Below are 20,269 nucleotides of genomic sequence, written 5' to 3' on the forward strand. Positions count from 1 at the left end.
CCCTTTTTTAACAGCTATCCCCCTCATGACTGCTTGGGTCTTGCCAGATCATATTGCCGATGTTTTGCCCTCTGAAGCTAGGCACATCGAAGAGCTCAGGCGTTTGTGCTTAGACACTGCGCGAGTTTTTGGCTACGAGCTTGTCATTCCCCCTTTAATGGAGCATATTGAATCGCTTTTGTCCGGCACTGGCAGCTCACTCGACTTGCAAACCTTCAAGATGGTTGACCAGTTGTCAGGGCGCACTTTGGGGCTGAGGGTCGACACCACGCCACAGGTCGCTCGCATTGACGCTCACTTGCTCAACCGCGCGGGCGTCACCCGTCTTTGCTACTGCGGCCCTACGCTTCACACCCGTGCGCCAGGTCCTTATGCCACCCGTGAACCCTTGCAGTTTGGTGCGGAAATTTATGGCCATGCGGGCTTGGAGGCCGATTTAGAAATTTTGCAACTTACCTTGCAGTGTTTGCAGTCCAGTGCTATTTCTTCTTTTCATGTCGATTTAAGCGATGCACGCATTCTCCCCGCATTGCTGCAAAACACCAGCTTGACGGTTTCGCAGTATGAAGCTGTTGCTCAAGCCCTGACGAACAAAGATATCAGCGCCATGCGCAGCCTAGCTGCATCATTGCCAGTTTCATTGGGTGATGCTTTGGTGGCCTTGGTTCAGCTTTACGGTGGCTTGGATGTTCTAGATCGTGCCGAGGTGGTATTTAAGGACTGGCCTGAGGTCTTGTTGGCCTTGTCGCAATTGCGTTGGTTGGCGACACATGTGAACGGTCATCAAGTCAGTATCGATTTGGCAGATTTGCGAGGAGCTGCCTACTACAGCGGTCCACGTTTTGCTGTATTTGTGCCCGAGGCCAGTGACGCACTGGTGCGGGGTGGGCGCTATGACGAAGTGGGTGCCTTGTTTGGGCGCAAACGCCCTGCGGCGGGCTTTAGCCTAGACATCAAAGCTTTGGTCAGTTTGATTCAACGCCCAGTTCCACAAGCCGCGATTCGCGCTCCTTGGGGAGAAGATGCAGGCTTGCATCAAGCGATTGCCAAATTACGCGAACAAGGACATACGGTAGTCTGTATGCTGCCTGGACATGACAGCGAAGTTGATGAATTTCACTGTGATCGAGAGCTTGTTCTTCTCAAGGGGCAATGGACGCTCCAACCCTTAGCCTCAACTTGAATTCCTAAACCATGAGTAAACAACACGGACGTCATGTCGTCGTCGTAGGCACCCAGTGGGGCGATGAAGGTAAAGGTAAATTGGTCGATTGGTTGACCGAATTTTCGCAAGGCGTGGTGCGCTTCCAAGGCGGACACAATGCAGGCCATACGCTGGTCATCAATGGCGTCAAAACTGCCCTGCATCTCATACCCAGTGGCATCATGCGAGCAGGTGTAAAGTGCTATATCGGCAACGGTGTGGTGCTTTCTTGCGGCAAATTGTTAGAAGAAATCCAAGGATTAGAAAAGGCGGGTGTGGAGGTGCGTTCGCGCTTGCGCATCAGTGAAGCCTGTCCGCTGATTTTGCCTTTTCATGCTGCTTTGGATGTGGCGAGAGAAGCCGCCCGTGAACAAGGTGGTGTTGAGAAAATTGGCACTACAGGGCGCGGCATTGGCCCTGCTTATGAAGACAAAATTGCACGACGTGCTTTGCGCGTGCAAGATCTCAAGCACCCTGAACGCTTCGCCAGCAAGTTACGTGAACTCCTCGATTTACACAACCATGTGCTGACAACTTTCTTGGGCTCTGATAAATTTATTTTTCCCGATGCCCTGAAAACTTTTATCAGTAACGGTAAGGTGCAATTCCAAGCCGTCTTTGATGAAGCCATGGACCATGCCAAGCAAATCTTGCCCATGGTGGCGGATGTCTCTCGTGAACTCAATGATGCGCACCATGCTGGTTCTAACTTGTTGTTTGAAGGTGCCCAAGGTACTTTGCTTGATGTCGATCACGGCACTTACCCTTTTGTAACCTCAAGCAACTGCGTCGCTGGGAATGCTGCCGCTGGTTCTGGGGTAGGACCAGGCCTCTTGCATTACATCTTGGGTATCACCAAGGCCTATTGCACCCGCGTAGGCGGCGGACCTTTCCCCACTGAACTCGACTGGGATGTGCAAGGGACACCAGGTTGGCACATGAGTACCGTCGGCGCAGAAAAAGGCACCACCACAGGGCGCTTTAGACGTTGCGGTTGGTTTGATGCAGCGCTGCTCAAGAGAAGCGCGCAAGTCAATGGATTGAGCGGTCTGTGCATCACCAAGCTCGATGTGTTAGATGGTCTGCATGAACTCAAACTCTGCACCGCTTACGAATTAGACGGCAGCACCATAGACATTTTGCCTATGGGCGCAGATGACATCGCCAGATGCAAGCCGGTGTACGAAACCATGCCAGGTTGGACTGATAGCACCGTGGGCATTACCGAATACGCCAAACTCCCGCCTCAAGCACGTGCGTATTTGGAACGCATTGCGACGGTTACAGGTGTTCCTATCCATTTAATCTCTACCAGCCCGGACCGTGACCACACCATCATGGTTCGCCATCCTTTTCACGACTGATCGCCCCCCAAGAAAGTACAGCCATGTTGACTGAAGACGGCAAGCATTTGTATGTGTCTTATGACGAGTACCACAACCTCATTGAGAAGCTTGCCATCAAGATTCACCAATCTGGGTGGGAGTTCGACACTATTTTGTGCTTGGCCCGAGGCGGAATGCGCCCTGGCGACGTGCTTTCGCGCATTTTTGATAAGCCCTTGGCCATCATGTCCACCAGTTCTTACCGTTCGGAAGGTGGCACTGTTCAAGGTCATTTAGACATTGCGCGTTACATCACCACCCCTAAAGGTGAAATTGCCGGTCGCGTATTGCTGGTCGACGACTTGGCTGATTCTGGACACACTTTGAACGCCGTCATCGATATGCTGCGCAACAATTATTCGCCCATCACAGAGTTGCGCAGTGCGGTGATTTGGACCAAAGGCGTATCGAGTTTCACGCCTGATTTTTCTGTGGAATACCTATCAACCAACCCTTGGATCCACCAACCTTTTGAGGCCTACGATACGACGCGTCCTGCCAAGTTACTGGAGAAGTGGCGGGTTTAGCGATGAAGCCTGTTACTGCGCTTATTCACCATAGCTACAAAGCGCCCCCTGACTTTGAGGCGCCGCAAATTGCAGTACACAAAGCTTCCACAGTTATTTTTCCAAATGTTCAAGCCATGCGAGATCGCACCTGGCTTGATAAAAAGGGTTATACCTATGGTCTTCATGGGACACCCACGACATTTACCTTAGAGGAGCGCATTTGCCAACTAGAGGGCGCTCTACACGCTGTGTTGGTACCCAGTGGCCTTGCCGCGATCGCCTTGGTAAACATGGCCTTGCTCAAGCATGGGGACGAAGTTTTATTACCTGACAATGTTTATGGGCCTCACAAAGCGTTTGCCGAGGGCGAGTTAAAGCAATGGGGTATCAGCTACCAACTTTATGACCCCATGGATCTTGCTGATTTGTCTTCCCGCATCACCTCACAAACCCGTTTGATTTGGATAGAAGCAGCTGGATCTGTAACGCTGGAGTTTCCCGATGTTGTCGAGATGGTCAGATTGGCGCGGACCAAGGGCGTGTTAACCGCGCTTGACAACACCTGGGGTGCGGGTTTGGCATTTGCCCCGTTTGATCTCGAGCCAGAACAAGGTGCAAGGTCATTAGGGGTAGACATCAGCATTCACGCATTGACCAAATTCCCCAGCGGAGGAGGTGATGTGCTGATGGGTAGCGTCACCACTTGTGATGACCATTTGGCCAAGCAACTCAAACTCAGCCATATGCGTCTTGGCCTGGGTGTTGGGGCTAATGACGCTGAACTGGTTTTGCGTTCACTGCCCAGCATGGAATTGCGTTACAGGCAGCAGGACAACTCAGCACGGGCATTGGCTGCATGGTGCTTGCAGCAGCCTGCGTTTGCGCAGGTGCTGCACCCCGCTTTGGTGGCCTCACCTGGTCACGCCAACTGGCGGCGGCTGTGTGCAGCTGATCAACCTGCACATGGGCCAGTTCATTCTTCAGGTCTTGCAGCAGCTTTGCTTGGCTTGCGTTTAGACCCGACCATCAGTCAAGCGCAACTCGATACCTTTTGCGATTCTCTGCGGCTGTTTAAATTGGGCTTTAGCTGGGGCGGTCCCATGAGCTTGGTGGTTCCTTACCGCTTACTTGAGTTGAGGCAGTTCACAAACCCAGATTTGTTGCAAGGCGGCTTTGTGCGTTTATCTGTCGGGTTGGAGGCCACCGAGGACTTGATTGACGATTTGTCTCAAGCGCTTAATCAAGCGGGTATCTGAGTTGACTGTGCGATCAATTGTTTCGCCAATGCTTGCAGCGAAGCTGCATGATGGTCTTTCAGCTCTGCCTTGAAGGCATCAGGCCAGCGGCGAAAATTGCGCTCTACGGACCGCGCATAAGTGGGGTCATAGTGATGCAACAACAACTCCTGAACCACTTGGCGAATATGACCAGAGCGAACAAGCAACTGCCATTGCTCAATCACAACTTTGCCACGGGCTTCAATCAGGGTGCTTAACCTGTCGCAAAACTTCTCGGGCTCTTGCACAAAGAACGCATAGTCCTCCATCAACAGTTCCACTCTTGCTTGCAATGGCAATGACAAGTCGACACATTCGCTCGCTCGCATGGTATCTATGAGAGTTTCGGGGACGCTGACATTGCCGACTTTTTTGCTTTCTGCTTCTACAAAGACCACTTTGGCAGGGTCAAACTGACTTAGCGTATTCCAAATCCGCATATCGAATTGCTTTTGACTGGGTTGGGCTTGGCCAGGGATGCGACCCAATACCGAACTGCGATGCACTGCTAGCGCTTCAAGGTCTAAAACCTGCGCACCCTGCGCAGCTAAGGTATGAAGGAGGCGAGTTTTGCCAGAGCCGGTGGGGCCAGTGATGACCTTAAAGTGAAGACTTAAAGCCAATTGACTGGTGTGCATAACAACTGCCGCTCGAAAGGCTTTGTAGCCACCTTCAATCACGCTGACTTTAAAGCCAATTTGTCCAAGCACCAAGGCCAAAGAACCGCTACGTTTTCCGCCTCTCCAGCAGTAAAGCAATGGCCGCCATGTTTTTGGCAGATCCATCACATGGTTTTCAATATGCCTTGCAATATTGGCAGCGACCAATGATGCGCCAAGCTTGTTTGCCTCGAAAGCGCCAACTTGTTTATAGAGTGTGCCTACCTTAATGCGTTCTTCATTTGTCAGAGAAGGCCAATTCAATGCCAAGGGCAAATGGTCTAGGGCGAACTCATCTTCGCTGCGAGCATCAATGATGCAACTCAAGCGCGCGTTTTGCGTCATCAAGCTCATGGTCTCTTGTGCGCTGACAAGTTCAACAGGCATCAGAGCAATTTCTTCAACACTGGCCACACATTGGCAAGCATTCGTGGGTGTGCAGTGGCGTTGGGGTGAATACGATCGGCTTGAAACCACTCAGCGGCATTGGGTGCGTCCGCGATTCCTTTCAGCAAAAAAGGAACCACGGCTGTTTTGTGGGTCTTACTCAAACGAATAAAAACTTGTGAAAACTGTGCAGCATAGTCTGCCCCATAGTTAGGCGGCACTTGCATGCCCACCAAGAGTACTTTGGCTTTGATCGATTGACATGCCAAGATCATCTCTTGTAAATTTTCCTCGGTCATTTTCATTGAAAATCCCCGCAATGCATCATTGCCACCCAGTTCAATGATGACAATGTCAGGTTGGTGTTGTCGCAAAAGCGCAGGTATTCTGGAGCGACCGCCTGCTGTTGTGTCACCACTGATGCTGGCGTTGACCACTCGCCAAGTTAACTTCTCTTGGGCCAATTGTTGCGACAGCAAAGCAACCCAACCGCTGCCCCGAGGCAAGCCATATTCAGCACTGAGGGAGTCGCCAACAACCAGCAATGAACGATCTTGCGCCAATGCCAAAGGGGCAAATACACCTTGAGTGAACAGGCTCAAGGCGAGCAAGTTAAAGTAACGTCGTCTCCACAATGCCACTGCGTATGTCCTCCAGCCTGATTGCCGTCTCTCATGTCTACAAATCTGTCACAGATGCCACTGGCACCCTCGACATTCTCCGCGATATCGATTTTTCTTTAAATGCCCGACAAACCTTGGCTATTGTGGGAGCTTCTGGCTCGGGGAAAAGTACTTTGCTGGCCATCATGGCGGGTTTAGATACCCCAACCCAGGGAACAGTGCATATCGCGGGACAAGATCTGTTCGCCTTGGATGAAGACCAGCGTGCTGCATTACGCGCCAAGCACATTGGTTTTGTCTTTCAAAGTTTTCAATTGTTGGCACCCCTGACAGCTCTCGAAAATGTCATGTTGCCCCTTGAGTTATCGGGTCACCCCACCCCTAAACCCGTGGCCAAAGAGATGCTTGCGCGTGTGGGCCTTGCAGAGCGCTTGAATCATTACCCCAAAGTGATGAGTGGCGGTGAGCAGCAACGAGTGGCATTGGCTCGGGCATTTGTGGTCAAGCCAGACGTCTTGCTGGCAGACGAGCCAACCGGCAGTTTGGACCATGCCACAGGCGAAAAAGTCATGGCGCTGATGCTTGAACTTAACAAAGAGTTGGGGACTACTTTGGTATTGGTGACCCATGATGTCGCTTTAAGCCAGCGTTGCGATCAGCGCTTGTTGATAGAAGCTGGACAGGCTCAACTGATCAGTTAATCAGCGGGTACGGCTCTTCATTGCACGTTCAACCTCGCGTTTACCTTCACGGTCTTTGATGGTGTCGCGTTTGTCATGCTCTGCCTTGCCTTTAGCCAAGGCAATTTCGCATTTGATACGCCCATTTTTCCAATGTAAATTCAAGGGTACCAAGGTGTAACCTTTTTGTTCCACTTTGCCGATCAAGCGGCGTATTTCCTCTTTGTGTAGCAGCAGTTTGCGTGACCGCACTGCATCTGGGTTGACGTGGGTGGAGGCGGTTTTCAATGGGTTGATTTGGCAACCAATCACATACATCTCGCCGTTGCGTATGACCACGTAGCCGTCTGTCAGCTGAACCTTGCCCTCACGCGCAGCTTTGACTTCCCAGCCTTCTAAGACCATCCCAGCCTCAAGACGTTCTTCGAAAAAGTAGTTGAAGGCCGCTTTTTTATTGTCGGCAATACGGGTAGAAGCGTCGGTTTTGGTGGCCATAAAGGGGTAAACAGAGAAAGGCGAGGTCTTTACAATCGCCACAACCGCCAACTTGGCAGAGCCCCCATTCTATGAAAACCATCGAGAAGTCTGTCCTTATCTGGTTTAGTGCACAAGAGATGTTCAATTTGGTCGTTGATGTCAAGAGCTATCCTCGTTTTCTGCCGTGGTGCGACAAGACTGAAATTCTGGATGAAACGCCCGACTCCATGACCGCCCGCATAGGGATGACTTTCGGCGGATTGCATAAAAGCTTTACCACGCACAACACCCATGTTATGCCTCAACAGGTTCGGCTCGATTTGGTGGACGGTCCATTCAAGCACTTGCAAGGCGAGTGGAATTTCATCCCGCTAGGCGAGGAGCGTGCTTGCCGAGTGGAGTTAAAACTCTCCTACAGTTTTGATTCTGTCTTTGGCGCCTTGGTGGGTCCTGTGTTTGACCGCATAGCGGCCACGTTGATTGACTCTTTTGTCAATCGCGCTGAAGTGATTTACGCCTCATGAAAATTGAAGTCGTGATCTCCATGGGTCCGCGCCAAGTGGTTTGCACACTTGTGGACTGTAATGAGGGTTCGACCGCAGTTCATGCAAAAGCCATCGCCCTGCAGCAACTTGGTTTAACGACAGAATCATTTTCTGCATGGCGCACTGCCGTTTGGGGTAAAGCTGTGCAAATGGACACGCCACTTGTGCAGGGTGACCGCCTTGAGTTGCTGCGTCCCTTGAAAGTGGACCCCAAAGAGGCACGTCGCTTGCGCTTTAACCAGCAAGGCAGCCGTGCTGCGGGCTTATTTGCCCAACGCCGACCAGGCGCGAAAGCCGGTTACTGAGTTCTTGGCGCACAGGGGGAGCGAATCCCTGCGCTTTGCAGTGCCAGTATGATCGTGTTTTTGGAGACATACCATGCGCCTGCTCGGCAAAGCGCTGACCTTCGACGATGTGTTGCTGGTCCCCGCCTATTCACAGGTCCTGCCTAAGGACACCCAACTCTCTACCCAGTTTTCACGCCATATCGCTTTGAATTTGCCCTTGGTGTCGGCTGCCATGGACACAGTCACAGAGGCCCGCTTGGCCATTGCCATCGCTCAAGAAGGCGGCATGGGTATCGTTCATAAAAACCTTACTGCTGAGCAACAGGCCGCAGAGGTCGCCAAAGTCAAGCGTTACGAAAGTGGCGTTTTGCTAGACCCGGTGGTCATCACGCCCGATCACACGGTGAGACAAGTCATGGTGATGTCTGAACAAATGGGCATCTCTGGTTTTCCAGTGTGCGATGGCGGCAAAGTGGTGGGCATCGTCTCAGGACGGGATTTGCGTTTTGAAACACGCTACGAAGTCAAGGTCAAGGAAATCATGACCCCGCGTGAGCGTTTGATTACAGTGCCCGAAGGCACCACACCCGAACAAGCCAAAGCCTTGCTTAACAAACACAAGTTGGAGCGTTTATTGGTAGTCAATGACGCTTTTGAACTCAAAGGTCTCATCACTGTCAAAGACATCACCAAGCAAACCAGTTTCCCCAATGCCGCGCGGGACGCTTCGGGTCGCTTGCGAGTCGGTGCGGCGGTGGGCGTGGGCCCTGGTACCGAGGAGCGTGTGGCCGCACTGGTCAAAGCGGGTGTAGATGCCATCGTGGTCGATACAGCGCATGGACACAGCCACGGCGTGATTGAGCGTGTTCGTTGGGTAAAAAGCAACTACCCCCATATTGATGTGGTGGGGGGCAATATTGCGACAGGTGCTGCCGCTTTGGCCTTGGTAGAGGCGGGCGCAGATGGCGTGAAGGTAGGCATTGGACCAGGCTCCATCTGCACCACACGTATCGTTGCAGGTGTAGGTGTGCCACAAATTACTGCCATTGATAACGTGGCTATTGCATTGCAAGGCTCAGGTGTGCCCTTGATTGCTGATGGGGGCATACGCTACAGCGGTGACATCGCCAAGGCCATTGCTGCGGGCGCCTCTTGCGTGATGATGGGCGGCATGTTTGCGGGTACCGAAGAGGCGCCCGGCGAAGTGATTTTGTACCAAGGCCGCAGCTACAAAAGCTACCGTGGCATGGGCAGCATTGGTGCCATGCAGCAGGGCAGTGCAGACCGATATTTCCAAGAAGCCACCACAGGTAACCCGAACGCCGATAAATTGGTACCCGAAGGCATCGAAGGCCGAGTGCCTTACAAAGGCTCTATGGTCAGCATCGTCTACCAAATGGCTGGTGGTGTGCGTGCGGCCATGGGCTATTGCGGGTGTGCAAGCATTGAAGACATGCGTAACCGCGCTGAGTTCGTTGAAATATCCACCGCCGGTATGCGTGAGAGCCATGTGCACGATGTGCAAATCACCAAAGAAGCGCCGAATTACCGCGCTGAATAATTTGCCTTTGCGCAGGTAACTACCATGTCACATGACACTATTTTGATTCTTGATTTTGGCTCGCAAGTCACCCAGCTGATTGCGCGCCGTGTGCGCGAAGCCCATGTGTATTGCGAAGTGCATCCCTGTGATGTCAGCGACGATTGGATACGTGAGTTCGCCAAAGACGGCAAGCTCAAGGGCATCATCTTGTCGGGCAGCCACGCCAGTGTGTATGAAGTGGACGACCGTGCACCAGACGCGGTGTTTGAATTAGGCATCCCTGTTTTGGGTATTTGCTATGGCATGCAAACCATGGCGCAGCAACTCGGTGGCAAGGTGGAAGCTGGGCATACCCGAGAGTTTGGCTACGCTGAGGTGAGAGCCAGAGGCCACACAGCCTTGCTCAAAGACATTGCCGACTTCACCACGCCTGAAGGTCATGGCATGCTGAAAGTATGGATGAGTCACGGTGACAAGGTGACTCAATTGCCTGCAGGCTTTAAATTGATGGCTAGCACCGAGAGTTGCCCAATAGCAGGTTTTGCTGATGAGGCGCGACATTTTTACGGTGTGCAGTTTCACCCTGAAGTGACCCATACGGTGCAGGGCAGGGCCATGCTGAACCGTTTTGTGCTGGATATTTGCAAGGCATCCCCTGACTGGGTGATGGGCAACTACGTCGAAGAAGCGGTTGCGCGTATCCGTGAACAAGTAGGTAGCGAAGAGGTGATTTTGGGCTTGTCAGGCGGCGTAGATTCGTCTGTTGCTGCCGCACTCATACACCGCGCCATAGGCGACCAACTCACTTGCGTGTTTGTCGACCATGGACTGCTTCGCTTGAACGAAGGCGATGCGGTGATGGAGATGTTTGCGGGCAAGCTTCACGCTAAAGTTGTGCGCGTTGATGCCAGCGACTTGTTCTTGGGGAAGTTGGCAGGTGTTGCAGACCCCGAGGCCAAGCGCAAAATCATTGGTGCAGAGTTTGTCACCGTTTTCAAACAAGAAGCTGCCAAACTCAAAGCAGGAACTGGCGGTCATAAGGGGGCCACCTTTTTAGCGCAAGGCACTATCTATCCCGATGTGATTGAAAGTGGTGGCGCCAAAAGCAAAAAAGCCGTCACCATCAAAAGCCACCACAACGTGGGTGGACTGCCCGAGCAACTGGGTCTGAAGTTGCTAGAACCCCTACGCGATTTGTTCAAAGACGAGGTGCGAGAACTTGGCGTTGCGCTGGGTTTGCCGCACGACATGGTGTACCGCCATCCCTTCCCAGGTCCTGGCTTGGGTGTTCGCATCTTGGGTGAAGTGAAAAAGGAATACGCAGACTTGCTGCGCAGAGCAGACGCCATCTTCATCGAAGAACTGCGCAACACGCCTTTTGAAGGCGACGCAACTTCTGTGGCCTTTGGCGGCACCCAAGCCCCGCGCAATTGGTATGAAGCCACCAGCCAAGCATTTGTGGTGTTCTTACCCGTGAAAAGCGTAGGGGTTATGGGAGATGGCCGCACCTACGACTATGTGGTGGCTTTGAGAGCCGTAGTGACAAGCGATTTCATGACGGCAGACTGGGCCGAATTGCCCTATGCCTTATTAAAAAAGGCATCGGGTCGCATCATCAATGAAGTTCGTGGTATCAACAGGGTGGTGATGGATGTGAGTAGCAAGCCTCCTGCGACCATTGAGTGGGAGTAGGATTCCCTTATATTTATAAAGCCCTATAAATTACCTATTTTTACAGATGGGAATTTTTCCCATCAACGTGTTTGCTTCAACATACGGGCTTTATTTGCCTAGATGCTTTTCGAAGTTTTTAAACACGTAATTCATTTTCTATGATCAGAGTTTTATTGGTTGATGACCATCCTGTTGTTCGAGCTGGCTATAAGCGCTTGCTCGAATCCGATTCAAACATTGAGGTAGCAGCCGAGGCGAGTGACGCTGACTCCGCTTACATGGCATTTGTGGTTTACCACCCGGATGTCACCGTATTGGATTTGTCAATGCCCGGTGTCAGTGGCTTGAGTTTGTTGCAGAAGTTGCTTATGCGTGACCCCAATGCAAAAGTACTGATTTGCTCTATGTACGACTCGCACTCGATCAGGAAAAAAGCCTTGCAAGAGGGCGCTAAAGCATTTGTATCCAAGAATGTTGCGCCTGAGAAATTGCTACTTTCTATTCATGCTGCTTATGTAGGAGAAGAATTTATTGATTCGGACGCTGCATCGTCCCTTAGCCAAAGTGATGCAGATGAAGAATTGGCCCGCATCGACTCGCTTACTTTGCGCGAGCTAGAGTTGTTTCGATTGCTAGCGCAAGGCAAGACGATCAGCTACTGCGCAAATGTTATGAATTTGAATGAAAAGACGGTCTATAACCGTCAAACCAAGATCAGAGAAAAACTCAAAGTTGATACTTTGGCTGGTTTTGTTCACTTAGCCCAACGCCACAACATCATCGACCCCAACTTTATTGCATAGTGTTTTTATGTGAGGTCTTGACCACGCGAATTCTCATGGGAAATATTCACAACATTAATTCTCTAGGTAGTTCTACTAGGCATTCGTTCAAGTTTCAAGTTAAAAATTTGTGCGGATCTCAATTTTTGACAGTCAATTTTTTATTGGTTGTTTTGGTGAATTGGAATTCGTGAATTTGCACAAACCCTCAGGTCGCTCTTAGGTTTTAAGAGTTGGCTATTGCACAACATGGAGAAAGAATGAAATTTTCAACAAAAATGAAATCAGGAATGATCGCTGCGGGTATGGCAGCAGCAGGACTGATGGCTTCTCAAGCCGCACTGGCCCTGAACGTCACTGCCGAAGTTTTTCAAACATCCAAGGATCCATGGGACATGGCGTTCTTGCCTGATGGGACTATGTTTTTCACAGAGAAATGTGGTGGTTTGTCCGTGCGCTTGCCATCTGGCAGTGTGAACAAATTGCTGGGTGTGGGCGGCAGTTCAGGTTACTCTGCCACCAAGAACGATTTGTTTTGCGACGGCCAAGCTGGTGTGCAAGGTGTTGCAGTTGACCCCGACTTTGCCAAAAACGGCTTGGTTTACCTCTACTCCAGCTCTAAGGGCAGCAACCGCACCTACGGCGGTTACAACAACATTCTCATGAGAATGAAAGTCAATTCTTTGAGCAGTGTTTCTGATGTTACTGAAATCATCAACGACCTTGGCTACAAACCCATGAAATCCAACCACCCCTTTGGTGGACCTGGTGCCCACAACGGCGGTCGTGTTCGCTTCGGTCCTGATGGTTTCTTGTATGTGACCATTGGCGACAACCACAACGGTGCCGGACCTCAAAGCCCAACAGAGCTGCGCGGCAAATTGTTGCGTGTTGACCGTGACGGCAAAGCTGCAGCTGGTAACAACCCTCCTGCTGGCTTTGACAAGCGCGTGTTTGCATATGGCTTTCGCAATCCCCAAGGTATTGCCTTTCGCCCTGGCTCCGGTGACGTTTACCTGTCTGAAAACGGCCCATGGCACAGCGATGAAGTGACCAAAGTCGTTAATGGCGGTAATGGTGGCTGGGATCCACGCGATAACGTGAACGGTCGACCCGCATGTCCAGATGGCTACTGCGGTTACTCGCCCAACCAAATGGGCGCATTGCCACAAAAAGAGCGTGCTGCATTCATGCCCATGACCGACTTGAAAGCCTACCCCAATGCATTGAAACCAGCTTGGAACAACAACGGTTTGTCCCAAGGCATGTGTGGCAGCGTATTCATTGTGGGTAAACAATGGAAAGAATGGGAAGGCCGCCTGGCTGTTGGATACGCAGGAATTGGTATCCACGGCACACCCACAGGCAACCGTATTGACATTCTTGACATCACCAAGGACGGAACTTCCGCCACGCGTGAAGAATTGTTGTGGCCCACATTTGCTGGTCGCTTCCGTCACATCTCACAAGGCCCAGATGGCGCTTTGTATGTTGCTGATGAAGCCAGTGGCAACATCTACCGTGTGATGCCTGCTAACTAATGTCAACGTTTTAATCGTTAGGCTCAACCGCGCTGCTTTCGAGCAGCGCGGTTTTTTTCAAAGCGCAATAGCGCATGGTCAAATTTTAAAAAAATGTACACATTACTCTGCGATAGCAAAACCCCTATTTCTAGTTTCTTCTCTTGTTTGGTGCTGTTTGCAAGCATGGGGACTTTCACCCATCATGCTTATGCAGATACCGAGCAGCTGAAAAAGCTGATGCAAGCCAATAATTGCATGGCCTGCCATCAAATTGAAAAGCGCAAATATGGACCACAGTTCATAGAGGTAGCTGAAAAATATTCAAGCGACAAAGAGGCTGTTGGGAAACTTGCAGCCAAAATCAAAGCCGGTGGTTCTGGCGTATGGGGTGAAGACATGATGCCCCCTCAACCGCAGGTGTCTGATGCGGACGCCAAAAGCTTGGCTCAATTGATCTTGTTGCTCAAACCTTAAGCATAGATTACTCAAAGCTCAAGCACCAGTCGATCGCCATGAGCTCTTGAGCAGCACACCATCATCTTGGAATTCGACTGACGCTCTTTGGCTGTCAAGACTTTGTCGCGGTGGTCTATGTTGCCAGATAAAACCCGCACTTCGCACGATCCACATAGACCCTCTGCGCAATCGCTTTGCACGTCGATATTGACAGAGCGTAAGGCTTCCATCACGGTTCGGTTATGCGGTACTTGAACCACCAAGCCGGAGTCTTTGAGTTCTATTTCAAAAGCATGTTCTTCAAGCGGCTCTAAGCCATTCGTTGAGCTTTGGAAATACTCGACTTTCAAAATAGCTTGAGGCAAGCTGTCACAAAGGATTTCGAGTTCAGCCAATAAACCTTGAGGACCACATGCATAGACTTGTACTTCGGTACTGAAGTCACGCAAGACCTGTCCGTAATTTGCGCGGCCACCTTCATCGCTGATGTGCAACGCAAGTCTCTGGCCATGTATTCCCAACAAGCTGTCCACAAATGCCATGTCTTTGCGAGACTTTCCGCTGTAATGGAGCGCATAGTCGATACCCAATTGTTTGGCCTTGAGTGCCATAGGCATCAATGGTGTGATACCAATTCCCGCCGCCACAAAAACCACCTGGCCTGCAGTCTCATCAAAGGGGAAATGGTTTCTAGGGCCTCGCAAATGCAACACATCCCCTTGGCTGACCGAATGGTGTATCCATTGTGAGCCACCTCGGCTGTGCGGCTCTTTGAATACAGCCAATTTCCATTCATCGGGGTGACTAGGGTCTCCACATAAAGAGTATTGCCGTGCTATGCCTGTGGTGCCACATACTACATCTACATGCGCACCTGCTGCCCATGTTGGGAATGTTTTTCCATCCAAGGGTTTGAGTTGCAGGGACACAATGTTTTTAGTTTCGTGACGCAGGGCATGTACACCTGCAGAAAAAGTGGACAATTTGCGAGTCGACTCCCCAATACGAACAGCTTGCACTTTGTCTAAAAGGCCGGGGTCATGGCGTTCAGGGTTGTCTGTGGGGTCCCATTCAATCCATAAGTGTTCTGGGCCGCGAAAAGACATATTGGAGAGATAGCTAAAACTTTGCGCTTTTAAGCGCATATGCGGCAAACGTCGTGTCAATTCTTCAATGAATATTTGCAATTCCAAACGGGCCAAGTTTTTACCCATGCACTGGTGTGCACCATAGCCAAAAGACAAATGGTTGTTGGCGTTCGAGCGGTGGATATCGAGCAGGTCTGCATCTTTGAAATGTGATTCATCGTGATTGCCCGATGTCATCACCATGAGAAATTTGCTACCTGCTGGTAATGACAACCCACCGACATTCACGTCAGACAAAGCCACGCGTCGCCAAGAAATAATAGAGCCTGAAAACCGCAAACACTCCTCGATGGCATTGGGTATGAGTTCAGGGTCTTCAACCAACTCCGCCCAAGCGCTGGGATGCTCTAGCAGCAGTCGCAGTGCGTTGGCTGTGGCATTGGCAGTGGTTTCATGTGCAGCCACTATGCCTGCCATCATCATGGAGTGCAAATACGAATCGGTAACCACATCAGGATGTTGAGCTTGCATACGTATGCCAAATTTCATCCATCCTGGCCCAGACGGATCTTGCCGCATCTTCTGTAGAATTTTTCCAGCCAGTTGCCAAAAATTACCGACAGCGTGGGCTACTTTGAGTTGTTCTGTTTCCTCTGGGCGACCCCAGGTATTGACAGTATGGGCAATGGAGTATTGGCGCAGCAAAGGCATGTCTTCTTCGTCAACGCCTAAAAAATGTAAAGCGATGGTGAGTGTGACTTCCCACAGCATTTGTTCTACCAAATCGGCTTGGCCAGCGTTGATGAAGGCATCCACATACGAGCGGCAAAGTTTTCTCACCATGGGTTCGTGCTGCTTCAAAGCCTCGGGGGTGAAAGGCTCCAGCAACAAACGACGCCGTGCCATGTGAGCAGGTTCATCCTCGTTGACCAAGGTTCTTCCCATGGCGTAGTTGTAAGACGCCAAGACATCCAATACCGCAGGGCTGGGGGGGGTGATTTTTTCTAAAGCATTGGCAGGACTGAAATTCGCATGATCTCGAAAGATGGCCTTGATATCGTCATAGCGGGCTACTACCCAATAGCCCAACTCAGGGCTAAAGAAAACTGGTTCCTTTTCTCTGGCCCAGCGCAGGTACTCAGGCGGGTCTTGAAGATAGGCTTCTTCAAACGGATTGAAGTCCTGTGCTTGATGGCTGATGGGACAGCCCAAAGGATCTGAAGTCATGGTGGAGGTCACCCTACAATGAAAAAAAGATACCGCTGGTCATTTTGCTCAGCACAAGGAGCCCTTATGAGTCAACCAAAAAGCAAATGTGCCGCATTGGCCCTGATCCTACTGTGTGGCGCCTCTTGTTTGTTGCAGGCGCAAACTGTGGCTTATCCGAGTAAGACCCTTCGTTGGGTGGTACCTTACCCTGCTGGTGGTGGCTCAGATTTCTTAGCCCGAACCATCAGCCAGCAAATGGCAACACAGGTGAAGCCAACGATCGTGATTGACAACAAGCCAGGAGCCAACACAGCCATTGCGGCGGTCGACGTGGCTAAAGCAGCGCCTGACGGCCACACCTTCATGTCGGCGGATAACGGCACCATGGTGTTCAACCCGGCCTTGTATACCAAGCTTGCTTACAACCCCCATAAAGACCTCACACCTGTGACTTTGATGGGCAAGTTCCCCATGATTTTGGTGGTCGGCCCGGCATCCGACGCCAAAGACGCCAAGGACTTCATCGCCAAGGCCAAAGCCAAGCCAGGCAGTGTGAGTTTTGCCTCGGCGGGTGCAGGCAGCCCGCACCATTTGGCGATGGAATTGTTGAAAGTCCATGCGGGGTTGTTCATGGTTCACATACCGTACCGAGGCGCAGCACCTGCATTGGTCGATTTAGCAGGAGGACAAATACCCGTCATGATGGTGGACTTGGCTGCAGGTTCAAGCTTTATCAAGAGCGGGAAAATCCGAGCTTTGGCGGTGGCAAATTCGGTACGCTTGCCGCAACTCCCCGATGTGCCGACATTCGCCGAACTGGGCTACAAGCAGATAGAGGCATCTGCGCAAGTGGGCATTGTGGCGCCAGCAGCTACCCCGCCCGAGGTGGTAGAGGCTTTGCACAAACAAGTAGCTGAAGCCATCAACCATCCTGCTGTGCGTCAAAAACTGATTGATTTCGGTATTGAACCCGTGGCCAGCACGCCTGATCAGTATGCCGAGTTGTTGCGCAAAGAAACTGTGCTGTGGCACAAAATCATCAAGCAGCAAGGTATTTCTTTGGATTGACAGCGGCTAGCGTGAATGGGCTTTTTCCATCTGACTAGCCAAAGTTTTACCCAATTCCACACCCCACTGGTCATAAGCATGTATGCCCCAGATGGCCGCTTGGTAAAACACCTTGTGTTCATACATGGCCATGAGCGCCCCCAAACTGCGCGGCGTGATGGCCTCAAGCCATAGTGTTGTACTGGGTCGGTTGCCTGCATAGCTGCGGTGAGGTGCCAGCTGGCTAGCTTCACTCTCGTTCATGCCTTCATTCATGAGCAAAGTTTTGGTTTCTTGCACAGTTCTGCCCTCGGCCAAGGCCTGAGCTTGGGCTTGCATATTCAGCAGCACCACGCGCTGGTGTTCGGCTGCCAAAGGTAAATCAGATGCTTGAGTTTTGACGCCAATGAAATCGGTGGCCACCAAGTGCGTACCTTGGTGAATCATTTGAAAATAAGCGTGTTGCCCGTCTATGCCTAAGCCACCCCACAGCAGGGGCGAGGTACCCACTTGAACAGCAGAACCATCGGTGTGTGTGGATTTGCCGTTGGACTCCATGTCCAATTGCTGTAAGTACGGCACCAACATACCTAAGCTTGAGGCATAAGGCGCAATGTGCAGCGACTGTGCGCCTAAGAAATTGCGGTTCCAAATGCCAAGCAAGGCTATGAGCAGTGGCATATTGCTGTCAGGCGTTGCATTTTGAACATGTGCATCCATATCAAAAGCGCCTTGCAACAACTCTCGAAAAGCGGTCTCACCCACGGCGATGGCCAAAGGCAAACCAATCGCCGACCAAATGGAATAGCGCCCACCCACCCAGTCCCACAACTCAAAAATATGCGCTGCATCAAAACCTTGCGCCAAGGCTAACTCGGGCTTGGCGGTGACTGCCATCAGGTGGCGTGGCATCAAACTTGTAGAACAACCTCCATCGCCCAACCAGCGCCGCGCGGAAGCGGCAATCGTCATGGTCTCTTGGGTGGTAAATGATTTGCTTTGCACCACAAAGGCGGTGGTGGCAGGCTGCAAAGACTGCAAGGTATGTTGCAAGCTCCACGCGTCAACGTTAGACACAAAATGAACACGCACTGATGTGTTGTCCGGGTTTTGTAAAGCGAGTGTCGCCATGCGTGGCCCCAAATCCGAGCCGCCTATGCCAATATTGACCACATCTGTGATGGCCTTGCCATCAAAGCCCAAACAGCCACCCGAGCGCATCTGCTGGGCAAACGAACACACTTTGTCTAGCTGCGTTGCAACTTGCGCAGAAATAGCTGAGCCCCATGGTGGATTTCTCAAGTGGCTGCCGCGCAGAGCGACATGCAGCACGTTACGGTGCTCGGTAGCGTTGATTGCTTGGGCACTGAACATGGCGTGAAGTTGATCATCGACTTGACTCTCCTTTGCCAGCGCTTGCAAAGCTTGCAAAACGGATGAATTCACCCGCTGGTTTGTGTAGTCCATCTGAATGCCACAGGCATGCAGGTGCAGCGATGAAGTGCGTGTAGCGTCTGACAGCAGTTCACGCAGGGAAGGAAAGTTGCCTGTCGCCAAGCTTTGCAACAATTGCCAAGCTGGGAAAAGGTGAACAGGGGTAAAGGTGCTCATGGTGTTGATTGTCCTGCAATTTACACCCCAAACGTCGAAGCTAAAAGGCGTGAACTAGTCCCTGCCAGCTTCGATGATTTTTTCTCCAAGAAGCCTGGGATTTGTAAAGCAAACTTCATGGCTACCCTGTCCCTCAACCAGGCGGAACAAACCAAGACGCTCAGACAATCTTGGGTGCCAAGGGTGGCTGTGAGGTAACGCAGCGTCCTGTTGCACGAATAGCTTGGGCAACAGGTTCGAGGAGTTCGCCCGTGTGCCATGCGCCATGAATCAAAACATATGTATCTGACATCGTCTCTCCTCAGGTTTCTAATGCTCTTCATTGAGTCGAAGGTACTCTAGAACACAACTGATAATAATTTTTCCCGAGGACAGATAGGGATCGAAATCAGGATTTTCAACTTTGATCAATTTGTATAAAGTTGAAATAGGTATGTAATCCATAGACCAAGCATAAAAGGCTCGCTGCGTAATTTCTTCATAGTGAAGTAACTCAATATTTGTGTGTCTGTCATCCCTATGGATATTTGCATAAAGTTTATTAACTTTGTTTCGATAGCCTTCCAGAACTTGCAAAAAAATTCCATCACCGCTGCACAAAACACCAGTGATTTCGTTTAGTTGATTATTTATTCTGAATTTTTTTAAATTTAAATCAGCAAAGTTTGAGGGTTGAGTCGCAATTTCCTTGCTTACATAAAGTAGTCGTACCAGCATGGTTTCTATTGAATTAGGTGGTTAGCAAGGCTTGCTTTTTTTGAAGGTAATGCCGATTGGAAAGCTTTGAAATATTTGTCCATACAACCAAAAATTTTTTTTGATTTTAACAAAACTACTAAATAGGGATGCAATAGGGATTTACGAAGGTTCAACAAATTTAGTTAAGAATGGCTATAACCTTCTTAGAATATCAATAATATAATATTAGTTACAAATCTTTTTGTATTGATCGATAACTCTTTGTAGGTCTGCCCCACTCAATTGACCAGCCATTTGACAGTCACCAAGACTTTTCAGACATTGGTTTTGAGCTTCTTTAGGCTCTGTTTTTTTGGCCGATTCAGTTGAACACTCTTGGTAAATGGCAGAGCAAACGGTGTTGACATTTCCTGTCCCAGAAATCCTTTGTTGCATTAACTCGCATTCCTTGGTGGTTTGAGCGAACAAGGCGATGTGGAAAAGAAGTCCAAGCCAAAGTAATAACTGTTGCATCGATCTTTTAACTCCATATTAAATATTGATAAACCCTGATGCTAATGCCATTTTGGCTTTGGCTGTACCCTGCGTTTTAGCTCTTACTGCG

At 50.7% G+C, this 20,269-nt stretch carries 21 protein-coding genes and 1 pseudogene; 13 read left to right on the forward strand and 9 right to left on the reverse strand.

Annotated elements, in window-relative coordinates; genetic code table 11:
* Positions 1-25: 25 nt before the first annotated feature.
* From AC9UEO_RS07265 to AC9UEO_RS07280, 4 genes are read left to right on the forward strand one after another with little or no spacing between them, the layout of a single operon-like run.
* Complete coding sequence (locus AC9UEO_RS07265; RefSeq protein WP_509531527.1) at positions 26-1,183, forward strand: ATP phosphoribosyltransferase regulatory subunit; 1,158 nt, start codon at positions 26-28, stop codon at positions 1,181-1,183.
* Positions 1,184-1,194: 11 nt separating this feature from the next.
* Positions 1,195-2,568: an adenylosuccinate synthase gene (locus tag AC9UEO_RS07270; protein WP_509531529.1), complete on the forward strand. Its 1,374-nt coding sequence runs from the start codon at positions 1,195-1,197 to the stop codon at positions 2,566-2,568.
* Positions 2,569-2,591: 23 nt separating this feature from the next.
* Entirely contained in the window at positions 2,592-3,116 is a 525-nt protein-coding gene (locus AC9UEO_RS07275) for a phosphoribosyltransferase (protein WP_509531531.1), read from the forward strand.
* A gap of 2 nt (positions 3,117-3,118) precedes the next feature.
* The gene (locus AC9UEO_RS07280; RefSeq protein WP_509531533.1) at positions 3,119-4,354 is read left to right on the forward strand and encodes an aminotransferase class I/II-fold pyridoxal phosphate-dependent enzyme; all 1,236 of its coding nucleotides are present in this window, start codon (positions 3,119-3,121) and stop codon (positions 4,352-4,354) included.
* On the opposite strand, the gene mnmH is transcribed toward AC9UEO_RS07280, so the two are convergent.
* Positions 4,339-5,421, reverse strand: a complete 1,083-nt coding sequence (gene mnmH / locus AC9UEO_RS07285) for a tRNA 2-selenouridine(34) synthase MnmH (RefSeq protein ID WP_509531535.1) — start codon at positions 5,419-5,421, stop codon at positions 4,339-4,341. The genes AC9UEO_RS07280 and mnmH overlap by 16 nt on opposite strands.
* On the reverse strand, positions 5,421-6,023 hold the full coding sequence (locus AC9UEO_RS07290) for an arylesterase (RefSeq protein WP_509531537.1): 603 nt from the start codon (positions 6,021-6,023) through the stop codon (positions 5,421-5,423). The genes mnmH and AC9UEO_RS07290 overlap by 1 nt, the downstream gene beginning before the upstream one ends.
* 32 nt (positions 6,024-6,055) lie before the next feature.
* Here AC9UEO_RS07290 and AC9UEO_RS07295 point away from each other — a divergent pair, with 32 nt between their 5' ends.
* Positions 6,056-6,745, forward strand: coding sequence for an ABC transporter ATP-binding protein (locus AC9UEO_RS07295; RefSeq protein ID WP_509531539.1), 690 nt, complete (start codon positions 6,056-6,058; stop codon positions 6,743-6,745).
* On the opposite strand, the gene smpB is transcribed toward AC9UEO_RS07295, so the two are convergent.
* On the reverse strand, positions 6,746-7,219 hold the full coding sequence (gene smpB, locus AC9UEO_RS07300; protein ID WP_509531692.1) for an SsrA-binding protein SmpB: 474 nt from the start codon (positions 7,217-7,219) through the stop codon (positions 6,746-6,748).
* A gap of 71 nt (positions 7,220-7,290) precedes the next feature.
* Between smpB and AC9UEO_RS07305 the strand changes: the two genes are divergently transcribed.
* From AC9UEO_RS07305 to AC9UEO_RS07335, 7 genes are all read left to right on the forward strand, one after another.
* Complete coding sequence (locus AC9UEO_RS07305; RefSeq protein ID WP_509531541.1) at positions 7,291-7,725, forward strand: type II toxin-antitoxin system RatA family toxin; 435 nt, start codon at positions 7,291-7,293, stop codon at positions 7,723-7,725.
* Positions 7,722-8,051, forward strand: coding sequence for an RnfH family protein (locus AC9UEO_RS07310; protein WP_509531543.1), 330 nt, complete (start codon positions 7,722-7,724; stop codon positions 8,049-8,051). The genes AC9UEO_RS07305 and AC9UEO_RS07310 overlap by 4 nt, the downstream gene beginning before the upstream one ends.
* Positions 8,052-8,124: 73 nt before the next feature.
* Positions 8,125-9,594, forward strand: coding sequence for an IMP dehydrogenase (gene guaB, locus AC9UEO_RS07315; protein ID WP_509531545.1), 1,470 nt, complete (start codon positions 8,125-8,127; stop codon positions 9,592-9,594).
* Positions 9,595-9,618: 24 nt separating this feature from the next.
* On the forward strand, positions 9,619-11,268 hold the full coding sequence (gene guaA / locus AC9UEO_RS07320; RefSeq protein WP_509531549.1) for a glutamine-hydrolyzing GMP synthase: 1,650 nt from the start codon (positions 9,619-9,621) through the stop codon (positions 11,266-11,268).
* A gap of 140 nt (positions 11,269-11,408) precedes the next feature.
* On the forward strand, positions 11,409-12,053 hold the full coding sequence (locus AC9UEO_RS07325) for a response regulator (RefSeq protein WP_509531552.1): 645 nt from the start codon (positions 11,409-11,411) through the stop codon (positions 12,051-12,053).
* A 239-nt stretch (positions 12,054-12,292) separates the two neighbouring features.
* Positions 12,293-13,573: a PQQ-dependent sugar dehydrogenase gene (locus AC9UEO_RS07330; protein WP_509531555.1), complete on the forward strand. Its 1,281-nt coding sequence runs from the start codon at positions 12,293-12,295 to the stop codon at positions 13,571-13,573.
* A gap of 93 nt (positions 13,574-13,666) precedes the next feature.
* Complete coding sequence (locus AC9UEO_RS07335; protein WP_509531557.1) at positions 13,667-14,029, forward strand: c-type cytochrome; 363 nt, start codon at positions 13,667-13,669, stop codon at positions 14,027-14,029.
* An 11-nt stretch (positions 14,030-14,040) separates the two neighbouring features.
* Here the strand turns inward: AC9UEO_RS07335 and AC9UEO_RS07340 are convergent, their stop codons facing one another.
* Positions 14,041-16,326 carry a cytochrome P450/oxidoreductase gene (locus tag AC9UEO_RS07340; RefSeq protein ID WP_509531560.1) on the reverse strand — a complete coding sequence of 762 codons (2,286 nt, stop codon included), beginning with the start codon at positions 16,324-16,326 and terminating at the stop codon, positions 14,041-14,043.
* A 66-nt stretch (positions 16,327-16,392) separates the two neighbouring features.
* Between AC9UEO_RS07340 and AC9UEO_RS07345 the strand changes: the two genes are divergently transcribed.
* On the forward strand, positions 16,393-17,376 hold the full coding sequence (locus AC9UEO_RS07345; protein ID WP_509531563.1) for a Bug family tripartite tricarboxylate transporter substrate binding protein: 984 nt from the start codon (positions 16,393-16,395) through the stop codon (positions 17,374-17,376).
* A 6-nt stretch (positions 17,377-17,382) separates the two neighbouring features.
* On the opposite strand, the gene pgi is transcribed toward AC9UEO_RS07345, so the two are convergent.
* The 5 genes and pseudogenes from pgi to AC9UEO_RS07370 form a co-directional block, all read right to left on the reverse strand.
* Positions 17,383-18,966 carry a glucose-6-phosphate isomerase gene (gene pgi, locus AC9UEO_RS07350; RefSeq protein WP_509531565.1) on the reverse strand — a complete coding sequence of 528 codons (1,584 nt, stop codon included), beginning with the start codon at positions 18,964-18,966 and terminating at the stop codon, positions 17,383-17,385.
* Between the two features lie 54 nt (positions 18,967-19,020).
* Positions 19,021-19,179 (reverse strand): annotated as a pseudogene (locus tag AC9UEO_RS07355) (alpha/beta hydrolase); the annotation flags it as partial.
* Positions 19,127-19,258 carry a hypothetical protein gene (locus AC9UEO_RS07360; protein WP_509531703.1) on the reverse strand — a complete coding sequence of 44 codons (132 nt, stop codon included), beginning with the start codon at positions 19,256-19,258 and terminating at the stop codon, positions 19,127-19,129. The gene AC9UEO_RS07360 and the pseudogene AC9UEO_RS07355, both read right to left, overlap by 53 nt.
* A 17-nt stretch (positions 19,259-19,275) precedes the next feature.
* Positions 19,276-19,683 carry a BLUF domain-containing protein gene (locus AC9UEO_RS07365; protein WP_509531568.1) on the reverse strand — a complete coding sequence of 136 codons (408 nt, stop codon included), beginning with the start codon at positions 19,681-19,683 and terminating at the stop codon, positions 19,276-19,278.
* A gap of 207 nt (positions 19,684-19,890) precedes the next feature.
* Positions 19,891-20,178, reverse strand: coding sequence for a hypothetical protein (locus AC9UEO_RS07370; RefSeq protein ID WP_509531571.1), 288 nt, complete (start codon positions 20,176-20,178; stop codon positions 19,891-19,893).
* Positions 20,179-20,269: the final 91 nt, after the last annotated feature.

The sequence above is a fragment of the Limnohabitans sp. genome (genome assembly GCF_040401495.1).
Taxonomy (GTDB): domain Bacteria; phylum Pseudomonadota; class Gammaproteobacteria; order Burkholderiales; family Burkholderiaceae_C; genus Limnohabitans.